The sequence below is a fragment of the Entomomonas asaccharolytica genome (assembly GCF_016653615.1).
GTDB lineage: Bacteria > Pseudomonadota > Gammaproteobacteria > Pseudomonadales > Pseudomonadaceae > Entomomonas > Entomomonas asaccharolytica.
The window spans coordinates 1950047-1968533 of the sequence record NZ_CP067393.1 but is presented as its reverse complement, the minus strand read 5'-3'; the positions used below and the strand labels follow the sequence as shown (position 1 = coordinate 1968533).

At 36.0% G+C, this 18487-nt stretch carries 15 protein-coding genes; 3 read left to right on the top strand and 12 right to left on the bottom strand.

Going from position 1 to position 18487, the window contains the following annotated elements; translation table 11 throughout:
- Positions 1-53: 53 nt before the first annotated feature.
- Complete coding sequence (gene aqpZ, locus JHT90_RS09050) at positions 54-776, bottom strand: aquaporin Z (RefSeq protein ID WP_201095822.1); 723 nt, start codon at positions 774-776, stop codon at positions 54-56.
- A 604-nt stretch (positions 777-1380) separates the two neighbouring features.
- On the opposite strand from aqpZ, the gene JHT90_RS09045 reads away from it, so the two are divergent.
- Positions 1381-1638, top strand: coding sequence for a hypothetical protein (locus JHT90_RS09045; protein ID WP_201090456.1), 258 nt, complete (start codon positions 1381-1383; stop codon positions 1636-1638).
- Between the two features lie 149 nt (positions 1639-1787).
- Here the strand turns inward: JHT90_RS09045 and JHT90_RS09040 are convergent, their stop codons facing one another.
- From JHT90_RS09040 to JHT90_RS09010, 7 genes are all read right to left on the bottom strand, one after another.
- Positions 1788-2222, bottom strand: a complete 435-nt coding sequence (locus tag JHT90_RS09040) for a GNAT family N-acetyltransferase (RefSeq protein WP_201090455.1) — start codon at positions 2220-2222, stop codon at positions 1788-1790.
- Positions 2215-3384, bottom strand: a complete 1170-nt coding sequence (locus tag JHT90_RS09035) for a ribosomal protein uL16 3-hydroxylase (protein ID WP_201090454.1) — start codon at positions 3382-3384, stop codon at positions 2215-2217. Before JHT90_RS09035 ends, JHT90_RS09040 begins: the two co-directional genes overlap by 8 nt.
- A gap of 3 nt (positions 3385-3387) precedes the next feature.
- Positions 3388-4758: an adenylosuccinate lyase gene (gene purB, locus JHT90_RS09030; protein ID WP_201090453.1), complete on the bottom strand. Its 1371-nt coding sequence runs from the start codon at positions 4756-4758 to the stop codon at positions 3388-3390.
- A 188-nt stretch (positions 4759-4946) separates the two neighbouring features.
- Positions 4947-5453 carry an OB-fold protein gene (locus tag JHT90_RS09025; protein WP_201090452.1) on the bottom strand — a complete coding sequence of 169 codons (507 nt, stop codon included), beginning with the start codon at positions 5451-5453 and terminating at the stop codon, positions 4947-4949.
- Between the two features lie 270 nt (positions 5454-5723).
- The gene (gene uvrB, locus JHT90_RS09020) at positions 5724-7742 is read right to left on the bottom strand and encodes an excinuclease ABC subunit UvrB (RefSeq protein ID WP_201090451.1); all 2019 of its coding nucleotides are present in this window, start codon (positions 7740-7742) and stop codon (positions 5724-5726) included.
- Positions 7743-7921: 179 nt separating this feature from the next.
- A complete protein-coding gene (locus JHT90_RS09015) occupies positions 7922-8413 on the bottom strand; it encodes a hypothetical protein (protein WP_201090450.1) in 492 nt (163 codons plus the stop codon).
- Entirely contained in the window at positions 8392-8736 is a 345-nt protein-coding gene (locus JHT90_RS09010) for a hypothetical protein (protein WP_201090449.1), read from the bottom strand. The genes JHT90_RS09015 and JHT90_RS09010 overlap by 22 nt, the downstream gene beginning before the upstream one ends.
- A gap of 291 nt (positions 8737-9027) precedes the next feature.
- On the opposite strand from JHT90_RS09010, the gene JHT90_RS09005 reads away from it, so the two are divergent.
- Entirely contained in the window at positions 9028-10218 is a 1191-nt protein-coding gene (locus tag JHT90_RS09005) for an amino acid aminotransferase (RefSeq protein WP_201090448.1), read from the top strand.
- 181 nt (positions 10219-10399) lie between these two features.
- Positions 10400-10885, top strand: coding sequence for a hypothetical protein (locus JHT90_RS09000; protein WP_201090447.1), 486 nt, complete (start codon positions 10400-10402; stop codon positions 10883-10885).
- A gap of 114 nt (positions 10886-10999) precedes the next feature.
- On the opposite strand, the gene JHT90_RS08995 is transcribed toward JHT90_RS09000, so the two are convergent.
- The 4 genes from JHT90_RS08995 to JHT90_RS08980 all read right to left on the bottom strand — a co-directional run bounded on the left by JHT90_RS08995 (position 11000) and on the right by JHT90_RS08980 (position 18485).
- Positions 11000-13222 carry an EAL domain-containing protein gene (locus JHT90_RS08995; protein ID WP_201090446.1) on the bottom strand — a complete coding sequence of 741 codons (2223 nt, stop codon included), beginning with the start codon at positions 13220-13222 and terminating at the stop codon, positions 11000-11002.
- A gap of 314 nt (positions 13223-13536) precedes the next feature.
- Positions 13537-16443, bottom strand: a complete 2907-nt coding sequence (locus tag JHT90_RS08990; RefSeq protein WP_201090445.1) for an autotransporter family protein — start codon at positions 16441-16443, stop codon at positions 13537-13539.
- Between the two features lie 113 nt (positions 16444-16556).
- Complete coding sequence (locus tag JHT90_RS08985) at positions 16557-16787, bottom strand: acyl carrier protein (protein ID WP_201090444.1); 231 nt, start codon at positions 16785-16787, stop codon at positions 16557-16559.
- Positions 16788-16811: 24 nt separating this feature from the next.
- A complete protein-coding gene (locus JHT90_RS08980; protein ID WP_201090443.1) occupies positions 16812-18485 on the bottom strand; it encodes an AMP-binding protein in 1674 nt (557 codons plus the stop codon).
- Positions 18486-18487: the final 2 nt, after the last annotated feature.

Below are 18487 nucleotides of genomic sequence, written 5' to 3'. Positions count from 1 at the left end.
ATTTTATTGAGCGGCTAGTTATTAGAGGATATCAACTAAAATGATTAGTCAACTTAAGTAGGCACGTTTGTTTCAGCCATTTCTTCCATGCTTTGTGTACTATTAACCACACGGTAAGCTAATGCTCCAATAACACCACCAGCGATTGGCGCTAACCAGAATAACCATAGCTCAGCTAATGCCCAACCGCCTGCATAAAGAGCTACGCCTGTACTTCTTGCAGGATTAACAGAAGCATTACTAACAGGAATTGCTGCTAAGTGGATAATTACTAAGCATAAGCCAATAGCTAGTGGAGCAAACTGAGTAGCCGCTTTTTTATCTGTTACACTCATAATCACGAATAAGAAAATCGCAGTAAAGACAAGTTCACATATAAAAGCAGCAGCCATTGAATAACCACCAGGAGAATGTTCGCCATAACCAGTAGAGGCAAAACCACCTGCCAAGTTAAAATCTGTTTGACCGCTGGCAATTAGATATAGCACACCACCCGCTACCGTTGCGCCAATTACTTGAGAAATAATATAAGGTGTGATTTCTTTTGCACTGAAACGTCCACCCGCCCATAAACCAATAGTTACTGCAGGGTTAAAGTGACCACCTGAAATATGACCAACTGCATAAGCCATTACTAACACAGCTAGACCCGCTGCTAAAGCTACACCTAAAAAACCAACACCAAGATTAGGATAGGCAGCATTCATGACAGCAGTGCCGCAAACACATAAGACAAGTACAAAGGTACCAATAAACTCTGCAAGATAGTTGTTAATTTTCATTTAATGTATTCCTTTATGACAATTAGGTATTCAGTTTTACTTTACTTAACACTTCAAACTTACCAGTCATCTTGTATTAATTGTAAAAAAATCATTTTGTTAAAAGTTACTAACAAAGTACTAAGTAAAATGTCTTAGTAAGGCTATTATTATTAATGTCAAAAATTTGTAAAAAAAAAGTATTGGAAAAGTTAGATAAGTAATACTGCTATTGTTCTTTGATAATGATTTTTATTAATTATATAAAAGTATTATCATTATCATTCAAATATATTATAACTATATGATTTATATGGAATATTATCTAATATTTAATAATAATATTTATCATTTATAAAGTGATGAGTAATGAGTAAAAATTATGGGATTTATTACAGAATATTTCATAATGGCTAAATAATAATCATTTCATAGCTTATTATTAATAATTTTAGGTTAGAGAGTAATAAGGCTAATTTTGTTCTAAATCATAGAATGCGTCCATAAGATTACTAATACGACTAAAGTTGTATATTTGCCTACAATCTACCAAGCTAATATCAATACGCAATGTTGTAGAAGTACAAAAATAAACGCAGTAATTTAAAAGGATATAACAATGAAAAAAGTAATTGCTATTGGATTTTTAATGCTATTCTCAACCTTGTCACTAGCAGGTTCAATTCCTGGTTTACCAGAATATTATTGGGGATATTGGAATCTTTCAGATTTTCGAATAGAGGGTAATACTCGGTATTGTACTTGGGCAAAAGGGTACTTTCATCAATCAAATATGAATACACCTCTTTATTATGTATATGAAGATACAATTGGTTATAATGGAAGTCCTTGTCCCAAACCTGTTGAATGGTTCTAATATGCAAAGCCTTTTTCCAGAATCAGGTCTTTACAATTTGAATAATATATTGCTAGTTTAAAATTCTTAAATTAATAAGCTCATCCTAAGATGAGCTTATTTTACAAATACAAATAAGATAGACAGTAGTAATATACTGTATTGATTGATTAAATGGCTAACAGCATTTCCACATGAGGTATACCTACCTCAAGAAACTCATCGCTTATTACTTCAAAACCAAAGCGTTTATAAAATTTAGTGGCATGTGTTTGGGCGGTAAGGGTTAGTTTAGCGAATTCTTGCAGTTTTGCTTCTTCAATAGCTGCATGCAAAAGTTCGTCACCAATACTTAAACCACGCCAATCTTTTAGTACAGCAACGCGGCTAATTCTTGCACAATCCTCAGTTTCTTTGGTTAAACGAGCTGTTCCCATAGCATAACTGCCATCAACCGCTAGGAAATGAGTGGAACAACTATCGAGATCATCCCATTCTTGTTCTGCAGGAACGTTTTGCTCATTAATAAACACGGCTTCTCTGATTCGCATGATATCGACCATATCTGTTTGCCAATCAGCTTTACGAACAAAGGTCTTACTCATTGAAAAACTCCAATGTTCCTTGTTTAATTAATTCAGTTAATAGGGTAGTGGCGATAGGGTCTTTGAGCCAAGCTTGTAAGTTCTCTTGGTAAAGTGCATTGGTTTCACAAATTAAACGGAGTAAATCTGCATAATGTGTTGAGAAACTACGACTAAATCCACTGGCAAATAAGATTGCTTCATCATTAAAAATTGACCACGCAAGTTTACCACTTGGATTACGAATGACTATCGCACCATTGTCTATAGTATTAACAAGTTCTTGCTCGGTAAGCGTTTCACCCATCAAACGTTCAGGATAGCGAGGTTCAGTCACATGTTGACCAAACCATGTAAGCAACTTTTGATCGTCTTGCAGTGCTTCCTGTAAGGTTTTTTTCAGTCTTGTTAAGGCTGCTTCATCAATAAAATGTGGATCTTTAGTAACGGCTTTTTGTTCAAGGTCATTATAACGAAATTCTTCGGCATAAAATTGACTTAGATAGTCTGTATAATGGATTAGTATTTCTTGTGTGCTGGGCGCTCTTAAGCCCACAGATATAGTCATACAGTCTGTTTCAGCAATACCATAATGGGCGAACTGTGGTGGTAAATAGAGCATATCGCCTGGTTCAAGCAGCCATTCATCAGTTTGTTTAAAGTCAGCTAATAATCTTAAGTCAGGATGATCAAGGCGAGGGCTTTGGCTGTTTTCTTGTGGTCCAATTTTCCAACGACGTTGACCATGGCTTTGAATTAAAAACACATCATAGTAATCAAAGTGAGGGCCAACACTACCACCTTTGGCCGCATAGCTAATCATAATGTCATCAAAGCGCCATTTAGGAATAAAGCTAAAGGGTTCAAATAGCTGAGCCACTTCTGGTATAAATTGATCCACAGCCTGTACTAATAAAGTCCAATTTGTTTCAGGTAAGTTTTGGAAAGTTTCTGCAACAAAAGGCCCATGCAATAACTCCCAAGGTGTATTACCGTGTTCAATAACAATTCTTGACTCTATTTCTTCTTCGAGTGATAAACCTGCGAGTTCATCAGGATTAATAGGGTTTTTAAAATTAGTAAATGCACCACGTACCAATAAAGGTTTACGCTGCCAATACTCTTGCATAAAAGTACTGGGTGAGATACCACCCAATAAAGTTAATGGTTGATCAATTTGCATTTATTAAATCCGCTTTGCCTGTACAACAGCATTGCCAATATAGTTGGCTGGGGTTAATGCTTTTAATTCGGTTTTTGCTGTATCTGGTATTTCAAGTGTCTCGATAAAGGCTAAAAGGGCATCTGGCGTAATCCCTTTGCCACGGGTTAGCTCTTTTAGTTTTTCATAAGGATTTTCCACGCCATAACGACGCATAACTGTTTGGATAGGTTCTGCTAACACTTCCCAACAGTTATCTAAATCTTCGGCTAAACGGTTGGTATTAATTTCTAATTTACTAATGCCTTTTAAGCTCGCTTCATAAGCAATTAAGCTATGGGCTAAACCAACCCCTAGATTACGTAATACGGTAGAATCAGTTAAATCACGTTGCCAGCGAGACACAGGTAGTTTGCTAGCGAGGTGTTGTAAGATAGCATTGGCTAGACCTAAGTTGCCTTCTGAGTTTTCAAAATCAATAGGGTTTACTTTATGTGGCATAGTAGATGAACCAATTTCACCTGCAATGGTTTTTTGCTTAAAGTAGCCTAAAGAGATGTAGCCCCAAATATCGCGATCAAAATCAATAAGAATGGTATTAAAGCGCGCTACAGCATCAAATAATTCTGCGATATAGTCATGGGGTTCGATTTGAGTGGTATAAGGATTCCATGCTAAACCAAGTTCTTTTTCAATAAAGTCTTGTGCATTTGCTTCCCAATCTATATCGGGGTAAGCGGATAAGTGGGCGTTGTAATTACCTACTGCACCATTAATTTTACCCAGTAGTTGTACGCCTATGATTTGGTTGATTTGACGTTGTAGACGATAAGCCACATTAGCCATTTCTTTACCTAAAGTAGTAGGTGAAGCAGGTTGGCCATGTGTGCGAGAGAGCATAGGTATTTCTGCAAACTGTTTGGCTAATACTTTAATGGCTTCAACAATTTTATTCATGGTAGGCACAATCACTTCATCACGGCCTGCGCGGAGCATTAGGGCGTGTGATAGATTGTTAATATCTTCTGAGGTGCAGGCAAAATGGATAAATTCGTTGACTTTAGCCAGTTCAGGTAGATTAGCTACCTGCTCTTTAATAAAGTATTCAACCGCTTTAACATCATGGTTGGTGGTTCTTTCAATTTCTTTAATGCGCTGTGCATAGGATTCTTTAAAATCTGTTACTAGGCTGTTTAATAAATCATTAGCCTGTTTAGAAAAAGGCGCTACTTCTGGAATTTGAGGATGACTTGCTAGACGTTGCAACCAACGTACTTCTACCATTACACGGAAACGAATTAAGCCATATTCACTAAAAATAGGGCGTAGATCTTCTGTTTTAGAGCCATAGCGGCCATCGATAGGAGACACAGCAGTAAGAGCAGAAAGCAACATGAACACATTCCTAATAAATAGCTAACAAAATTGTGCGAATTATACACTAAAGCATTAGGAAAGTTGGCAGGAAATTTAGGCAGTTTGTTAGTTATTGATTTATGGTTAAAAGTTAAGGGTAAATTGCTAAAGTATCTGAATATACTGGCAGATTTACCCAATTAACGATTAATAAGTTAATGAGGGGGTTAGTTAGTTATTTTTTCTACTGGTTTAATAACACCATGATCAAATAAGAAAGAACATTTAGGAATATCGCCTGTAATAAAACGTTCAGGTTGATAAAGTTTTGTTTTAATAGTGACTACATCACCTTTTTTAAGGGCTGTTACTCGTTCTATATTAGGTACATCGTTGCTCATTTTAATAACACCAGTACAGCTTGTATTAACTTGATCTTTTAAAGTCACAAAGTAATAGACGGTGGCTTTATCTTTATTTTGTTGTGATGGAAGCTCTTTACTATCAATATTCTTAACTGTACCTGTTAGCACTACCTCCACTTGTGTCCATTTAGAAGTAGCTTCAGGGAAGTTTTCTTTATAGTCGTTCCATATCGTTTCAATCGATATTTCTTGTTCTAAAGCATTATGGGCAACTAAATTGCTCTTAGTTCCTTGATTTTGCGTACAGCCTACTAATAAAACTAGTAGAGAACTGGCTATAACGGTATTAATGCATTTACTTATGCTCATTTATAAATTCCTCAGCGTGATAGGGTAATAAGTGAAGTATCATTACCAAGCATTTACTAAGTTAACCATTGATATGAGTGATAAGTTCGTCTCATTCTCAGTATTTATAACTTATATACTGGGTAAATCTATTTGCTTACTAGTGGTTACTAGCATGCTTGGTAATAGCAGATAATGATGTCTTCTCTTATACTAGACTTTAATTCAATTTATTAATTCCAACAAATTAGACAATGGTTCATAAAATAGCTTAATTTGTTCAGCAAATTGTTAGCTAATGGCGAGTGCTTGTTGGCGTAGTAATTGAATTTGATCTCTTAATTGTGCTGCTTTTTCAAATTCTAGATCTTTTGCTAATTTATACATTTGTTCTTCAAGTTGCTTGATTCGTTTTGCGTAATCTGCTGGGGTTCGTAATTCAATATCGTATCTGCCACTTTCTTCAGCCACTTTAGCAAGGCTACGACGTTTACCACCACGCGCACCTGGAATATTAGCACCTTCCATGATATCAGTAATATCACGTTGTACACCAATGGGAGTGATGCCATGTGTTTCATTAAAGGCAATTTGTTTAGTACGACGACGCTCTGTTTCGTCGATTGCACGTTGCATAGAGCCTGTAATTCTATCTGCATAAAGAATAGCTTTACCATGCAAGTTACGGGCAGCACGACCAATGGTTTGAATAAGGGAGCGTTCGGAACGTAAAAAACCCTCTTTATCCGCATCAAGAATAGCCACTAAGGATACTTCGGGCATATCTAGTCCTTCACGAAGTAAGTTAATACCTACCAATACATCAAAAGTACCCATCCTTAGATCACGAATAATCTCTACCCGTTCTACGGTATCAATATCAGAGTGTAAGTAACGAACCTTAATATCATGGTCTGCTAGGTAGTCGGTTAAATCTTCAGCCATTCGCTTAGTAAGGGTAGTGACTAGCACACGTTCTTGTTTATTAACCCGTTTTCTGATTTCAGAGAGTAAGTCATCGACCTGCGTAGTAGCAGGGCGTACTTCAATTTCTGGATCAACTAAGCCTGTTGGTCTAACTACTTGCTCCACCACTTGACCAGCATGTTCCGCCTCATAAGTACTCGGTGTAGCAGAAACAAAAATAGTCTGTGGGCTGATCGCTTCCCATTCTTCAAACCGTAAAGGGCGATTATCTAAGGCAGAAGGAAGGCGGAAACCATACTCCACTAAGGTTTCTTTTCTGGAGCGATCACCTTTATACATGGCACCAATTTGCGGTACAGTCACATGTGATTCATCGATAACCAATAAAGCATTATCAGGTAAATAATCATATAGCGTAGGAGGAGGCTCGCCTGGCGCTCTACCAGATAGGTAGCGTGAGTAGTTTTCTATACCATTACAATAGCCTAGTTCAACCATCATTTCTAAATCGAATTTAGTGCGTTGTTCTAAACGTTGGGCTTCAACGAGTTTATTATTAGCATGTAAATATTCTAAGCGTTCTTTTAGTTCTTCTTTAATATGTTCCACGGCTTCTAATAAAACTGATCTAGGCGTTGCATAGTGAGTTTTAGGGTAAAAAGTAAAGCGTGGTAGCTTGTGCAGGATTTCACCTGTTAATGGATCAAAGGCTGCAATATTTTCTACTTCATCATCAAATAATTCTAGGCGAATAGCTTCTAAATCAGATTCAGCAGGGTAGATATCTATCACATCACCGCGCACCCGAAACGTGGCACGTGCAAAATCAAAATCATTACGGGTATATTGTAGTTCTGTTAAACGACGTAATAGTGTTCGCTGATCAAGTTTATCACCACGATCCACATGCAACACCATTTTAAAATAGGATTCTGGATCACCCAAACCATAAATAGAAGATACAGAAGCGACGATAATCGCATCAGGTCTTTCTAATAATGCTTTAGTAGCTGAAAGACGCATTTGCTCAATATGATCATTGATTGAGGAGTCTTTCTCAATATAGGTGTCAGAAGAGGGTACATAGGCCTCTGGCTGATAATAATCGTAATAGGAAACAAAATACTCTACCGAGTTATTTGGAAAGAAACTTTTAAACTCACCATATAATTGTGCAGCAAGGGTTTTATTAGGGGCAATAATAAGTGTTGGACGTTGCAATTGTGCAATGACATTGGCAATACTAAAGGTTTTACCAGAACCCGTAACGCCTAGTAAAGTTTGGTGAGATAAACCTGCTTCGATACCTTGCACCATTTCTTTAATAGCATTAGGTTGATCACCTGCGGGTGTATAACTCGTTTTTAGTAAAAATTTACTCATGACTACCTACAATATTAAGTTAACCCTCTTAATATGAGGGTTAATTCATTATTTATCTACCCTAAAATGTAAATAAATAATAACTATTCATTTATGAGGCGCTATCACCGCCATCAATAGTGTAGTAGGCACCTACAGTAAATAACAGTTATCAAATAGAAGCAAAACGACTTTATATGTTATTTCTTTAAGCTAAAAAGTTTTTGCATTTCGCTTATTTTCTCAATGAGCTTTCGCTTATCATCAGCAATTGATAAATAATCAGCTTTATATTTCATAATATTTATATGTAAATCAGGAACACTATATTTTGGGAAATCAGTAACACCATAATGTTTGGCTGTATCTAATGCCACAAGGTAGTGGCTAGAACTATCACCAATACATTTAATAAAATTACGCTCATATATATATATTAATGAATATTTAGCTTCTTCTTCTGTCAAATTTATTTTATTTTGTTTAAATACTTCTACAGAAATAGGATTCTCTAAACTTGCTTTAAAACATTCATCATATTTTTTTTCATAGCTTAGTCTAGCTTGTTCCGCCTCAGCTTTTACTATTTCCCTAATTTTTTGCTCTCTGGCTTGTTCACTTAAAAGTCCATATGCATATAGAGGGGTACAAAGGAAAACTAAAGGTATTGTTAGTAATATGGATTTAAGCATTTACTTAGCTCCTCCCAGAAGATACTTTCTTGACCAGATGTTAAAATAGTAGTTTCTGCCGCTTGTCTAGCAATCATAGAACGTAAAGTAGTAGGCCAGTCGCCAGCAGCTTTTGCTAAACCCTCCCAATCAGCGCTTGTAATATTTAATCCAACGTGCCATGTGGCTGATGTTTTAGTAAAAATTAAATGAAATGTTCCCGCCATCATTAAACCCGATATAATTTTCCCATCATCTAGTTTACGTTGAATATCCTTTACAGCAGCAGCACCTTGAGTGCTGAATCTAAAATTGTTTACAGGTTTACAATTTATTGTAGCCATATTTCATCCTTAAAAATACTATTTATTGGCTATAGTATTAGACTTATTCTTAACATTATAAAAACGCAAAATTATTGTAGCAGTCGTTACTAAAACTCATGCTTGTATAATCAACAAACGAATAAAGATTATTTGCCACAGCGTTTACAAACAATAAAATCCTTAGTATAAGAAACATCTGGCTTACATTAATAAATAACAAAGTTTGAATTTATTAATTAGCTATTTAGATACGATAACGATAGCGTTATAATGATTTTTCTATCGTCCACCTTCCTAGAGTGATAAAAAATGAATTTGTTCGCTGATATTGAACTTGCTCCTCGTGATCCTATTCTTGGTTTAAATGAAGCTTATCAGGCCGATACCCGTACTAATAAAATTAATTTAGGGGTTGGTGTTTATTATGATGAACAAGGGCGTATTCCTTTATTAAAAGCTGTACAAAAAGCTGAGGCTGAATTTGTGGCTGCAGGCGCTCCGCACAGCTATTTGCCTATTGAAGGTATTGGTAGCTATGACCAAGCTGTGCAAAAATTGTTATTTGGTGCTGATTCGCCATTGGTGACTGAAAAACGTGTGGTAACAGTGCAAGCTTTAGGTGGTACAGGGGCTTTAAAGTTAGGTGCTGATTTTATCAAAACTTATCTAAATGGCCATGATGTAGCAATTAGTAATCCTAGTTGGGAAAACCATCGTGCGTTATTTTCTACCGCTGGTTTTGTAGTGCATGATTATAGTTATTATGATTCTAACACTCATGGTTTAGACCGTAATGGTTTATTAGCTGATTTAAAAGCATTACCTAAGAATACAGTAGTGGTATTACATGGCTGCTGCCATAATCCAACAGGTGTAGATTTAACTCAAGATGATTGGAAGCAAGTGCTGGCTGTTGTTAAAGAAAAGCAGTTAATACCCTTTATTGATATTGCTTATCAAGGTTTTGGCAATGGTGTTAAGGAAGATGCTTTCGCGGTTAGATTATTTGCTGAGTCAGGGCTTAATTTCTTTGTTTCTAGTTCATTCTCTAAGTCATTTTCATTATATGGTGAACGTGTCGGTGCTTTATCATTGGTGACTAACTCTGCTGATGAAGCAACACGAGTTCTTTCACAAGTTAAACGGGTTATCCGTACCAACTATTCAAACCCACCCATCTATGGCGCTATGTTAGTGTCAAAAGTGCTAAACAGCCCAGAGCTTTATAAGCTATGGGATGATGAATTAAGTGGTATGAGAGATCGTATTAAAGCAATGCGTAATCTAATGGTTGAGCAGTTATCGGGGGCTAAGCAAGATTTTTCATTTATTGCTAAGCAATGTGGCATGTTCTCTTATTCTGGCTTAACAGCTGATCAAGTGGATAAACTGCGTAATGATTATGGTATCTACGCAGTAGCTACAGGTCGTATTTGTGTGGCTGCGCTTAATAATAACAATATCAAAACAGTGACAGATGCTATTTTGCAAGTGATTTAGCACTTGCTACTAGGTTTAAATAAGGAGGCTATTTTGCCTCCTTTTTTTTTGCAGTAATAAAATTTTTTAACAGCTAACAGTAACCATAAATCTTTACATATTCTTTACCATCTACACGTTTTTTCCTTACATAACTTATAGTTAGAATAAAGTCACTGAAATTAAATACAAGGAACTTTATATGAAAAAATTATTATCTGTCTCTATTGCTGCATTATTATCTTTAAGTGTTGCTGGCTATGCTTCTGCGCAACAAGATAATCATGATCCAAAAAGACAGCCAGTATCTCAGCAAAAACGTGATGTAACTGACGATGTTAAGAAAGATGAAAAACGTCTTGCACAAAAAGAAGGTAAACGAGCAACACAAAAAGATGAAAAGCGTTCTGAATTAAAGAAAGAGGGTAAGAGCGTAGAAAAGAAAGGTGAAAAACGCGCTGCGCAAAAGGGTGAAAAACGTGCCGACCAGAAAAAAGAAGGCAAGCGTACTGTGCAAAAAGGTGACAAGCGAGTAGATCAGCAAAAAGAGGGTAAACGTACGCAACAAAAAGCTGAAAAACGCGTAGATCAGCAACAAGACGGCAAACGTGTTGAGCAAAAACAGAGAAAAAATACAGATAGAGATTTAAAACAAGCAACTGATAAAAGCAATGATGAGCGTAAATAATTAGTTGGCTTGATTAGCAAACATTCTATTTTATAAAGTATAAGATAGAATGTTTGTGTTAGTTGTAAGAAATTATACAGTTTCTATATGAGCTTTCTTATCTACTCAATTAATTTATTTCTTATCGGCTATTATCTTTAGTAAGTTTTCAGCTGTAGTAGGTGAGTACAAGCCAAAACCTTGAACAACATCAATACCAATTTCTTTACAAAAATCATATTGTTTGTTGGTTTCAATGCCACTCATTATTATTTGTTTGCCTGTAGAATGTCCTAAATTGGTCACCAGCTTAAGAAAAGCATTGGTAAACTGATCTTCAATATTTTCTATATAAATACTTGATACTTGAATCGCATCAATAGGTAGGTCGCGCATATTAATAAAAGAAGAGCTACCAGAACCAAAATCATTAAGTGCTATTTTAATGTTTTTCTTTTGAAATTCAGCACAAACTTGCAACATTTTTTCTATGGCATTTACAGCCATATTTTCATTCATACTGATGATGATATTATTAAAATCAACCTGAGATTTTTTCAGTATATTCTCTGTGCGCAAAACAATATCTTTTTGTTTAAATTGTTTAGGAGACATATTAGCGGTAATGGTGAAGTCTTCAAGCCCCTGTATATTGTTGATAATATGACATTGTTTAGCGGCTTGTTCTAAAATCCAATCGCCTAACGGTACAATAAGTCCAAGGTATTCTGCTAGGGATAGGAACTGTTCAGGTAGAATTATGTTGCCTTTAGCATCAACCATTCGTACTAGCGCTTCTGCACCAATAATTTTACCTGTTTGTGTATTAAGGTAGGGTTGATAATATACAATAAATCCTTGGCAATCATTTTCAATAGCATTACGCAGTAGCGTTTCCATTTCTGAGCGTTTTATACTGTCACAAGCAAGCTCTTCGGTGTAGAAAACAAAATTGTTTTTACCTGCTTTTTTAGCTTGATACATGGCAATATCAGCTTTTTTAATGATTGATTGAGAGTCATCGCCATAGGCAGCATATTTCACAACACCAATGGAAAGGGAGCAATAAAATTCTTTGCCCTTTGCTGTCCAAGGTTTTTTAGCACGTTTTAGGAGCTTGTTAAGATAGGAGTTGGCAAGAGTTTCATCAGCATTATTGAGGATAATTACGAATTCATCACCACCAAAACGATAAACAGTGGCATTGTCTGCAAACAGTTCTTGTGCATAATTGGCGAAGCTGACTAATACGCCATCTCCAAAGTCATGACCATAGCAGTCATTAACAATTTTAAAATCATCCAAATCAATAAAGAAAACGTAACCACCATGCCCTGTTTGCTCAGCATTTTTCAATGTTTCTATCAGATCAGAACCACAACGAAATCTATTAGGAAGACCTGTAAGGTAGTCGGTAAAGGCCATCTTACGTATTTCTTCTTCATGGTGTGCTAATTTTTCTTCGGTATGTATCCTAAACAATACATTCGATATCATATTGGAGATGTTTTTTAGAAAATTAGCTGTATCTTCATCCCATACACGTTGTACGATACAGTCGTCAAAGCAAACAAAGCCATAATGTTCACCATGCAGGTAGACGGCAAAAATAGCAGAGGAGACTAGCCCTTCATTTTCAAATTCTTCTTTACAGTTTTCAGGAATTTCTCCTGCATTTACTAGTAAAAAGCCAGTACTTTGAAGTGCCACGTAGATTTCAGGCATCTCTGTTTCATAAGTAACTGCATAATCTAGGTCTTTGATGGAGGTTATATGTTTGTTGAGCCATTCACAGACTACTTTGCAAGTTTTATGGTCTGGGCTATCCTTAAAGAGTAGTACGCGGCTGGTATTTAAATAACGACCCACACGTTCTAAAATTATTTGCAATGATAGTTCTAAGTTAGCATCATGTAAGCTAAGTAAAATATCATTCATTACTGCTTGTTGTTTGAAGTGGTTTATAGCAATATTGCGATCCACTTCAACTGCTGTAGTATTGATTAATACAGAGTCTACATAGAGTACTTTGCCGTTGCAGTCTCTATTAACATGGGAGTACTCAATAATATGAGTACTTTCACCCTTTGCAGTAACAATACGGTATTGCAATTGAAAGTCGTCCACTGACTTCATCATATAGTCGTTAGCTAGTTTAATAGCTACTACACGATCATCTGGATGAATCATTGCATCCCATGAGATAATGCCATTCATTAAATCATTAGGATCAAAACCATACTCTTTTACATTCTGTGATACATACCATATTTTCCATACGCTATCTTCAAATGATAGTCGCATAGTAATAAAAGGTCCATTCTCAATAATTTGCTGGAAATCAATGGCTTTATTCATGAAGTATCTCGGTAAGATAATAACAACTAAGCATTAGTAACTAACGTTGTATAGTATCTAAACAGCACTACAATAAGTAGTACAAAGTGTATATTAGGAATTACTTTTTTTATTTGTGTATTGTCCTTCCACCGAAGCAATAAGTTTAGACTATTTTTGTGATAAAGGGAATAGAGTTGTAATCCCATCATAACAACAGTTAAAAACGAATATTGTGTTTAGCAGTCAAAGGTTAAAAAAGTTGAGAGCATAACTTATTGTATGCTCTCTTTATTTAAGACGAGAGGGATAAATACTAAAATTAATTAATTATTTTACCATTGATATTTAATACCAACATTGCCACCATAGCTTCTAGTAGAGTTTTCCCCAGTAATAGCATTGAGTTGAGCAAACGCTTGTATTTTATCGTTGATGTTATATTGCACACCTGTTTTTATTTCAAACAAGTTTTTAGCACGATTATTACGGACTTCTGTTCCATCCATATGGACAGCGGTATGTTTATTTTGATTCCAATAGTTACTGGTTAAGAATAATTTTGCATTTTCAATCTCTGCTTGTAAGCGCACACCAAGCCTGCTTCTTATTTGTCCCTTATCATTGTTGGTATGAATACGTGTACCATTGTCTTCAGTGTAATTAAACGTACTGCTATTACCATAAATAATTTGTGCTTGAGGTTCAACCGTCCATATAGCTTGTTTGCTGTTACTTATTACAAAGTTATAGCCTGTCTCGATGGAAATTGTATGTCCCTGCGTATTAAACTTTTCTTGTGCTAAATTGTGGCCATTTACTTGGTTACGGAACCAATTATATTGAGCATAGCTATCGATATATAAACCACCTGATATTGCATCTTGATCATACCATGTAGCATAAACCCCTGCTGAATAGCCATCAGATTTACCTGTAGAATGGTAATCTTTTATTCGAGAATTACTAGTAATATCACTGTTAGCATAAGCTGCCATGATACCAAGGTGGAGTTGATCATGCTGATAAAGATCTGTTCCTAAATGCACTAATTTACGTGTTACTTTATTTTCAAGTAAGTTATTTTCACCAGCATGGTATTTATCATGTGCATATTCGACGCGCATCCATGAGGACTCATAGCCATTATTTAAGGTTTGTTGTCTATCATGGAAACTGTGATTAAAGGCAGCGATATTATTTTCTATCAATCCAATATAAGTAGCTGACTCAGTTCTTAAGTCTTTACCTAATCCACCACTAGCTTTAGCATATTGAGAGGTTAGATACCAATTGTTTGGATCGGCGCCTTTACTAGCATCTCCTTTGACTAAGGAGTAGTTATAAGCACCCGCCACGATACGTCCACTTGAAGTAAAGGTGCCATTTGAGGCGCCTTGTATACTAATTAGCTCAATACCGCGGATTGTTTGGTCGCCTAAGCCACCTAAATTATTAACTTTTACATAGGTAGAGCCTGATGTATCGCCTGTGATAATCAGTTTATCTGTAGTGGAAGAGTCATTACCCAGTACTGTATCAAAAACAATAGTACCGTTATTGCCCTGATAATCACCATTAATTGTAAGTGTTGAAACTGTGGTGGTGTTATATTGACCAATGGCAATAGTACCCCCAGTATTTAGTACTGTACTACCCACCGTACCAATACCAGTTAGCGTACCACCATTATTAATGGTCATATCACCACCAAGTATACTGTTAACTTCAAACACGCCACCATTTACAATAGAGTGGCCAATAAATTGACTAGTATCACGGTTAAATACGGTTATGCCAGAGTTATTGACGAGGTAACTATTGGTGGCATTACTTCCTACTAATTCAGGGGTAAATTCATAGCTGCCTGTGTAGTCATTATGATTAAAAACTACAGAAGCTGTTCCTGGACCAAAATTAACTTGAGGTGTATCTAATACACCAACTTTGCCAGCATCACCTTTTAAAATAAGGGTACCTGTACTATCAGCTGAGTCGGTCAAGTTAAATGTACCTGTTCCTCCGACAAATTCATAATCATAGGAATTAAAGTATTGGTTATTATCATGATCTTCATAGTAACCATATATTGATCGACCAACCCCAAGGCTCACTACAGCACCATCATCAATGGTTAAAGTACCAGTACCACCGGCAGAGCCTAGTGTTAAAACGCCATCTTGTGACCAGTCATAGGAACTGTTAACCCCATCAGTAGAGGCTTTGCCTGATAATTCCCAGCGGCTATTTTCACCAGACAGAAGGATATTACCTGTACCATCATTTTTACCAATAATTGTTTCACCATAGGTGATTAAAAGGCCGCCATCTTTTATATTGATAGAGCCTTGGCTGTCCAAACCGTCTCCTACCACTAGCCCTTTATAAAAAACTGCTCGGCTAGAAACTTTTGTAGGATCACCAATCATATCAAATCCATCAAACTGCCCTGAAATATTTAATATGCCTGTTCCACCGTCTTTACCAATCACAGCAGAATTTGCGGGTTGATAACCTACAGAAACAGCTAGCTTACCACCACCTAACACATTGATAGTACCTGTACTATTGGTACCGTTACCCAGTGTAAAAACATCTCCATCATTAACAGACGGCAGTGAGCCACTAATATCTAAACTACTACCATCTATATTAATTGTGCCTGATCCACCATTAGTCCCTACCTCTAATTCACCAGAGGCTAATGACTGACCGCCCATAGATTGTTGATATATATTTTTACCTGAGCCTAGAATATTAATAAAACCTTGGCTTTGTTGACCATTTACACCATCACCTACCGTGATATTATCAAAGGATATACCTACATTAAGAAGATTACTGTTTGTTGTAGTATCTAAAGTGAGTGTGCCATGACCACCATTTTCTCCAACCGCGAGTGTCGAGCCATAGTCAGGCTGAATATAAGAGGTTCCATCAGCAATAGATACATTTAGCATTCCACTTGCAGAAGCTGATCCACCAATAATTAGTTTATTATTACCACTACCTCCCCATTGGCTAAACCCAGGATAACTATCATCTAAAACAAGGTTAGCTTGGCCACTGTTTATTATAATATTTTCTACCGTTAAGTCTGGTAATGTGTTTGTACTCCAGTTATTACCTTCCTTGTAGTCTTTAGTTGAGCCATTCCAAATAGCATCCGCTACAGAATAAGAGGAGATAACTGAAAGCATACCAATAAACATTGGTTTTAGTATAAAAGGGGATTTTTTCATAAGGACAACATATAAAAGATAAGGTATTCCAATACACTATTATAACTATTAATTTAATTGTTCTAATATATCATCTGTGATGTAGTCGACAGATTTACATAAAAAAGAAAAAATTAAGCATTTTTCTCTAAAATATTTACTAACTTCTCCACGGAGTCTAGGGTTAATAATTCCTCAATAGGAATTTGTTTTTTAGATACTTTTTCGATCTCTGCCACGATGTGGGCGAAGTCAACACTATCAATATCTTTCAAATCATCAATCGTATGGCTCATTTTTATGCTGTCTTCTGGAATATGCAGAGAGGTTGCTAAAATTGATTTTGCTAATTGTTGGTAATTCATTTTTCTGTCTTTTATGATTAAGAGTTAAAATAAAGAGGTTTGGGTAAGGTATATCTCTGTAAATCTTTCTCGAGACACTTTACCTGAAGGTGTTAAAGGTAAGCCGCCTGCACGTACAAACACGATATCGGCTAATACACTAAATTGTTGACTAATCTGTCCTTTAATTTTTTTGGCAAGCGCTAAATTATCCTTATGTTCTCCATCACGTTGAATCATTACAACCAATTTTTCCTCTTGGTTTACTTCAATACCCATTACCAGAATATCTTCCAATTTTAACCATGTGTTAGTATTAATAAGAGACGTTTTAATATCTTGTGCCCAAATATTGCGGCCACGAATTAAAATAACATCTTTTTTGCGCCCAAGAACAAATAAGTTTTGTTTATATAAATAACCTATATCACCTGTATCAATATAATTATCTTGAGAAGATAGCGCAATGCTTTCAGATTGCTTATGTAAAACGCCTGTTATAGCTTTTTTCTTAAACAGGATACTGCCAACACTACGTTCAGGTAATGGTGTATTGTTGTCATCCACTATCTTAAGCTGACAATCAGGTAGTACCGTTCCACAGGAGACAATTTGTTTTTCCTCAAACATATCTGTTACTACTTGTTCATCTGCTATTTTGCCTGAAATAGCCATAATAGCTTCTGTCATCCCATAACTAGGTAAGAATGCTTGATAGTTAAAACCGTAGGGTGCATAAACTTGTTGAAATTTTTTCATGATATCTATATGGATAGCATCGCCACCAATACCTGCCACACGAATAGAAGATAAATCCAGCCCAGCAAACGATTGTTCATCAAATACCTTAATTGCTAATTGATAGGCAAACATAGGGGCATAAGTAATGGCTGTTTGATTGGCCGACATTAACTTTAACCAAAGAGCGGGGTTGCTAACAAAAGTTAAAGGTGAAAAACAGTCTACAGATCGTTGGCCGTTAACAGAAGCTATAATAAAACCAATTAATCCCATATTATGATAAAACGGTAACCATGATAATGAACGATCATCCGCCTGTAATTTCATAACATCTTCTAGTACTACTTGCACATGTTCACAGACATCATGATTATGTATAGTAATGCCTTTAGGTTGAGAAGTTGAACCTGAAGAAAATTGAATAAAAGAGACTCCTTTATTCTCAATAGGGGAAAATGGTGTTGTGCTAGTAGTGAGTGATTGTTTAGCAGACTCAGTGGCGAGATTTTCAAAACTTATAAACTGTAAGTTTGTATTATTTTCTGTAAAAAAGGTTTTAATTAATGCTTCTGAAGTGACTATAAGTCTTGCGTTAGTTAGTTTTACCAGTTGAAGTGTTTTTTCAGCAAAATTACTACGCTCAGCAGCAGAAGAAATCATCGGTAAAGGGCAAACGATAACACCAAGACATTGACAGGCATAAAACACTACTAAAAATTCTGGTCGATTTTCAGCAATAATAGGTAAGTGATCACCTTTTTTTAATCCTATCGCTAATAGATGATGGGCCATTTTAATGGCTTGATTCAGTAAGTCTGTATAGGATAAAACACTGATTAATTCAGCTTGTGAATTATAAAAATTAAAGCCAGATTCGCCTTTGGCGGCATACTCTAGACCGTCCACTAAGCTTTTAAAGCCACTTGTTTTAAAGGGTAATACTTTATTTTTAGTAGGTGTTAATAGTAAGTTATCCATCG

Bases quoted from the DNA above. Each gene is read 5' to 3' on its own strand.
- JHT90_RS09040 (WP_201090455.1), bottom strand. From the start codon at position 2,222: ATGAGTAAGACCTTTGTTCGTAAAGCTGATTGGCAAACAGATATGGTC.
- JHT90_RS09010 (WP_201090449.1), bottom strand. From the start codon at position 8,736: ATGGCTACAATAAATTGTAAACCTGTAAACAATTTTAGATTCAGCACT.
- JHT90_RS08980 (WP_201090443.1), bottom strand. From the start codon at position 18,485: ATGGATAACTTACTATTAACACCTACTAAAAATAAAGTATTACCCTTT.
- JHT90_RS09015 (WP_201090450.1), bottom strand. From the start codon at position 8,413: ATGCTTAAATCCATATTACTAACAATACCTTTAGTTTTCCTTTGTACC.
- JHT90_RS09035 (WP_201090454.1), bottom strand. From the start codon at position 3,384: ATGCAAATTGATCAACCATTAACTTTATTGGGTGGTATCTCACCCAGT.
- JHT90_RS09025 (WP_201090452.1), bottom strand. From the start codon at position 5,453: ATGAGCATAAGTAAATGCATTAATACCGTTATAGCCAGTTCTCTACTA.
- JHT90_RS09045 (WP_201090456.1), top strand. From the start codon at position 1,381: ATGAAAAAAGTAATTGCTATTGGATTTTTAATGCTATTCTCAACCTTG.
- JHT90_RS08985 (WP_201090444.1), bottom strand. From the start codon at position 16,787: ATGAATTACCAACAATTAGCAAAATCAATTTTAGCAACCTCTCTGCAT.
- JHT90_RS09005 (WP_201090448.1), top strand. From the start codon at position 9,028: ATGAATTTGTTCGCTGATATTGAACTTGCTCCTCGTGATCCTATTCTT.
- JHT90_RS08995 (WP_201090446.1), bottom strand. From the start codon at position 13,222: ATGAATAAAGCCATTGATTTCCAGCAAATTATTGAGAATGGACCTTTT.
- JHT90_RS09000 (WP_201090447.1), top strand. From the start codon at position 10,400: ATGAAAAAATTATTATCTGTCTCTATTGCTGCATTATTATCTTTAAGT.
- purB (WP_201090453.1), bottom strand. From the start codon at position 4,758: ATGTTGCTTTCTGCTCTTACTGCTGTGTCTCCTATCGATGGCCGCTAT.
- uvrB (WP_201090451.1), bottom strand. From the start codon at position 7,742: ATGAGTAAATTTTTACTAAAAACGAGTTATACACCCGCAGGTGATCAA.
- JHT90_RS08990 (WP_201090445.1), bottom strand. From the start codon at position 16,443: ATGAAAAAATCCCCTTTTATACTAAAACCAATGTTTATTGGTATGCTT.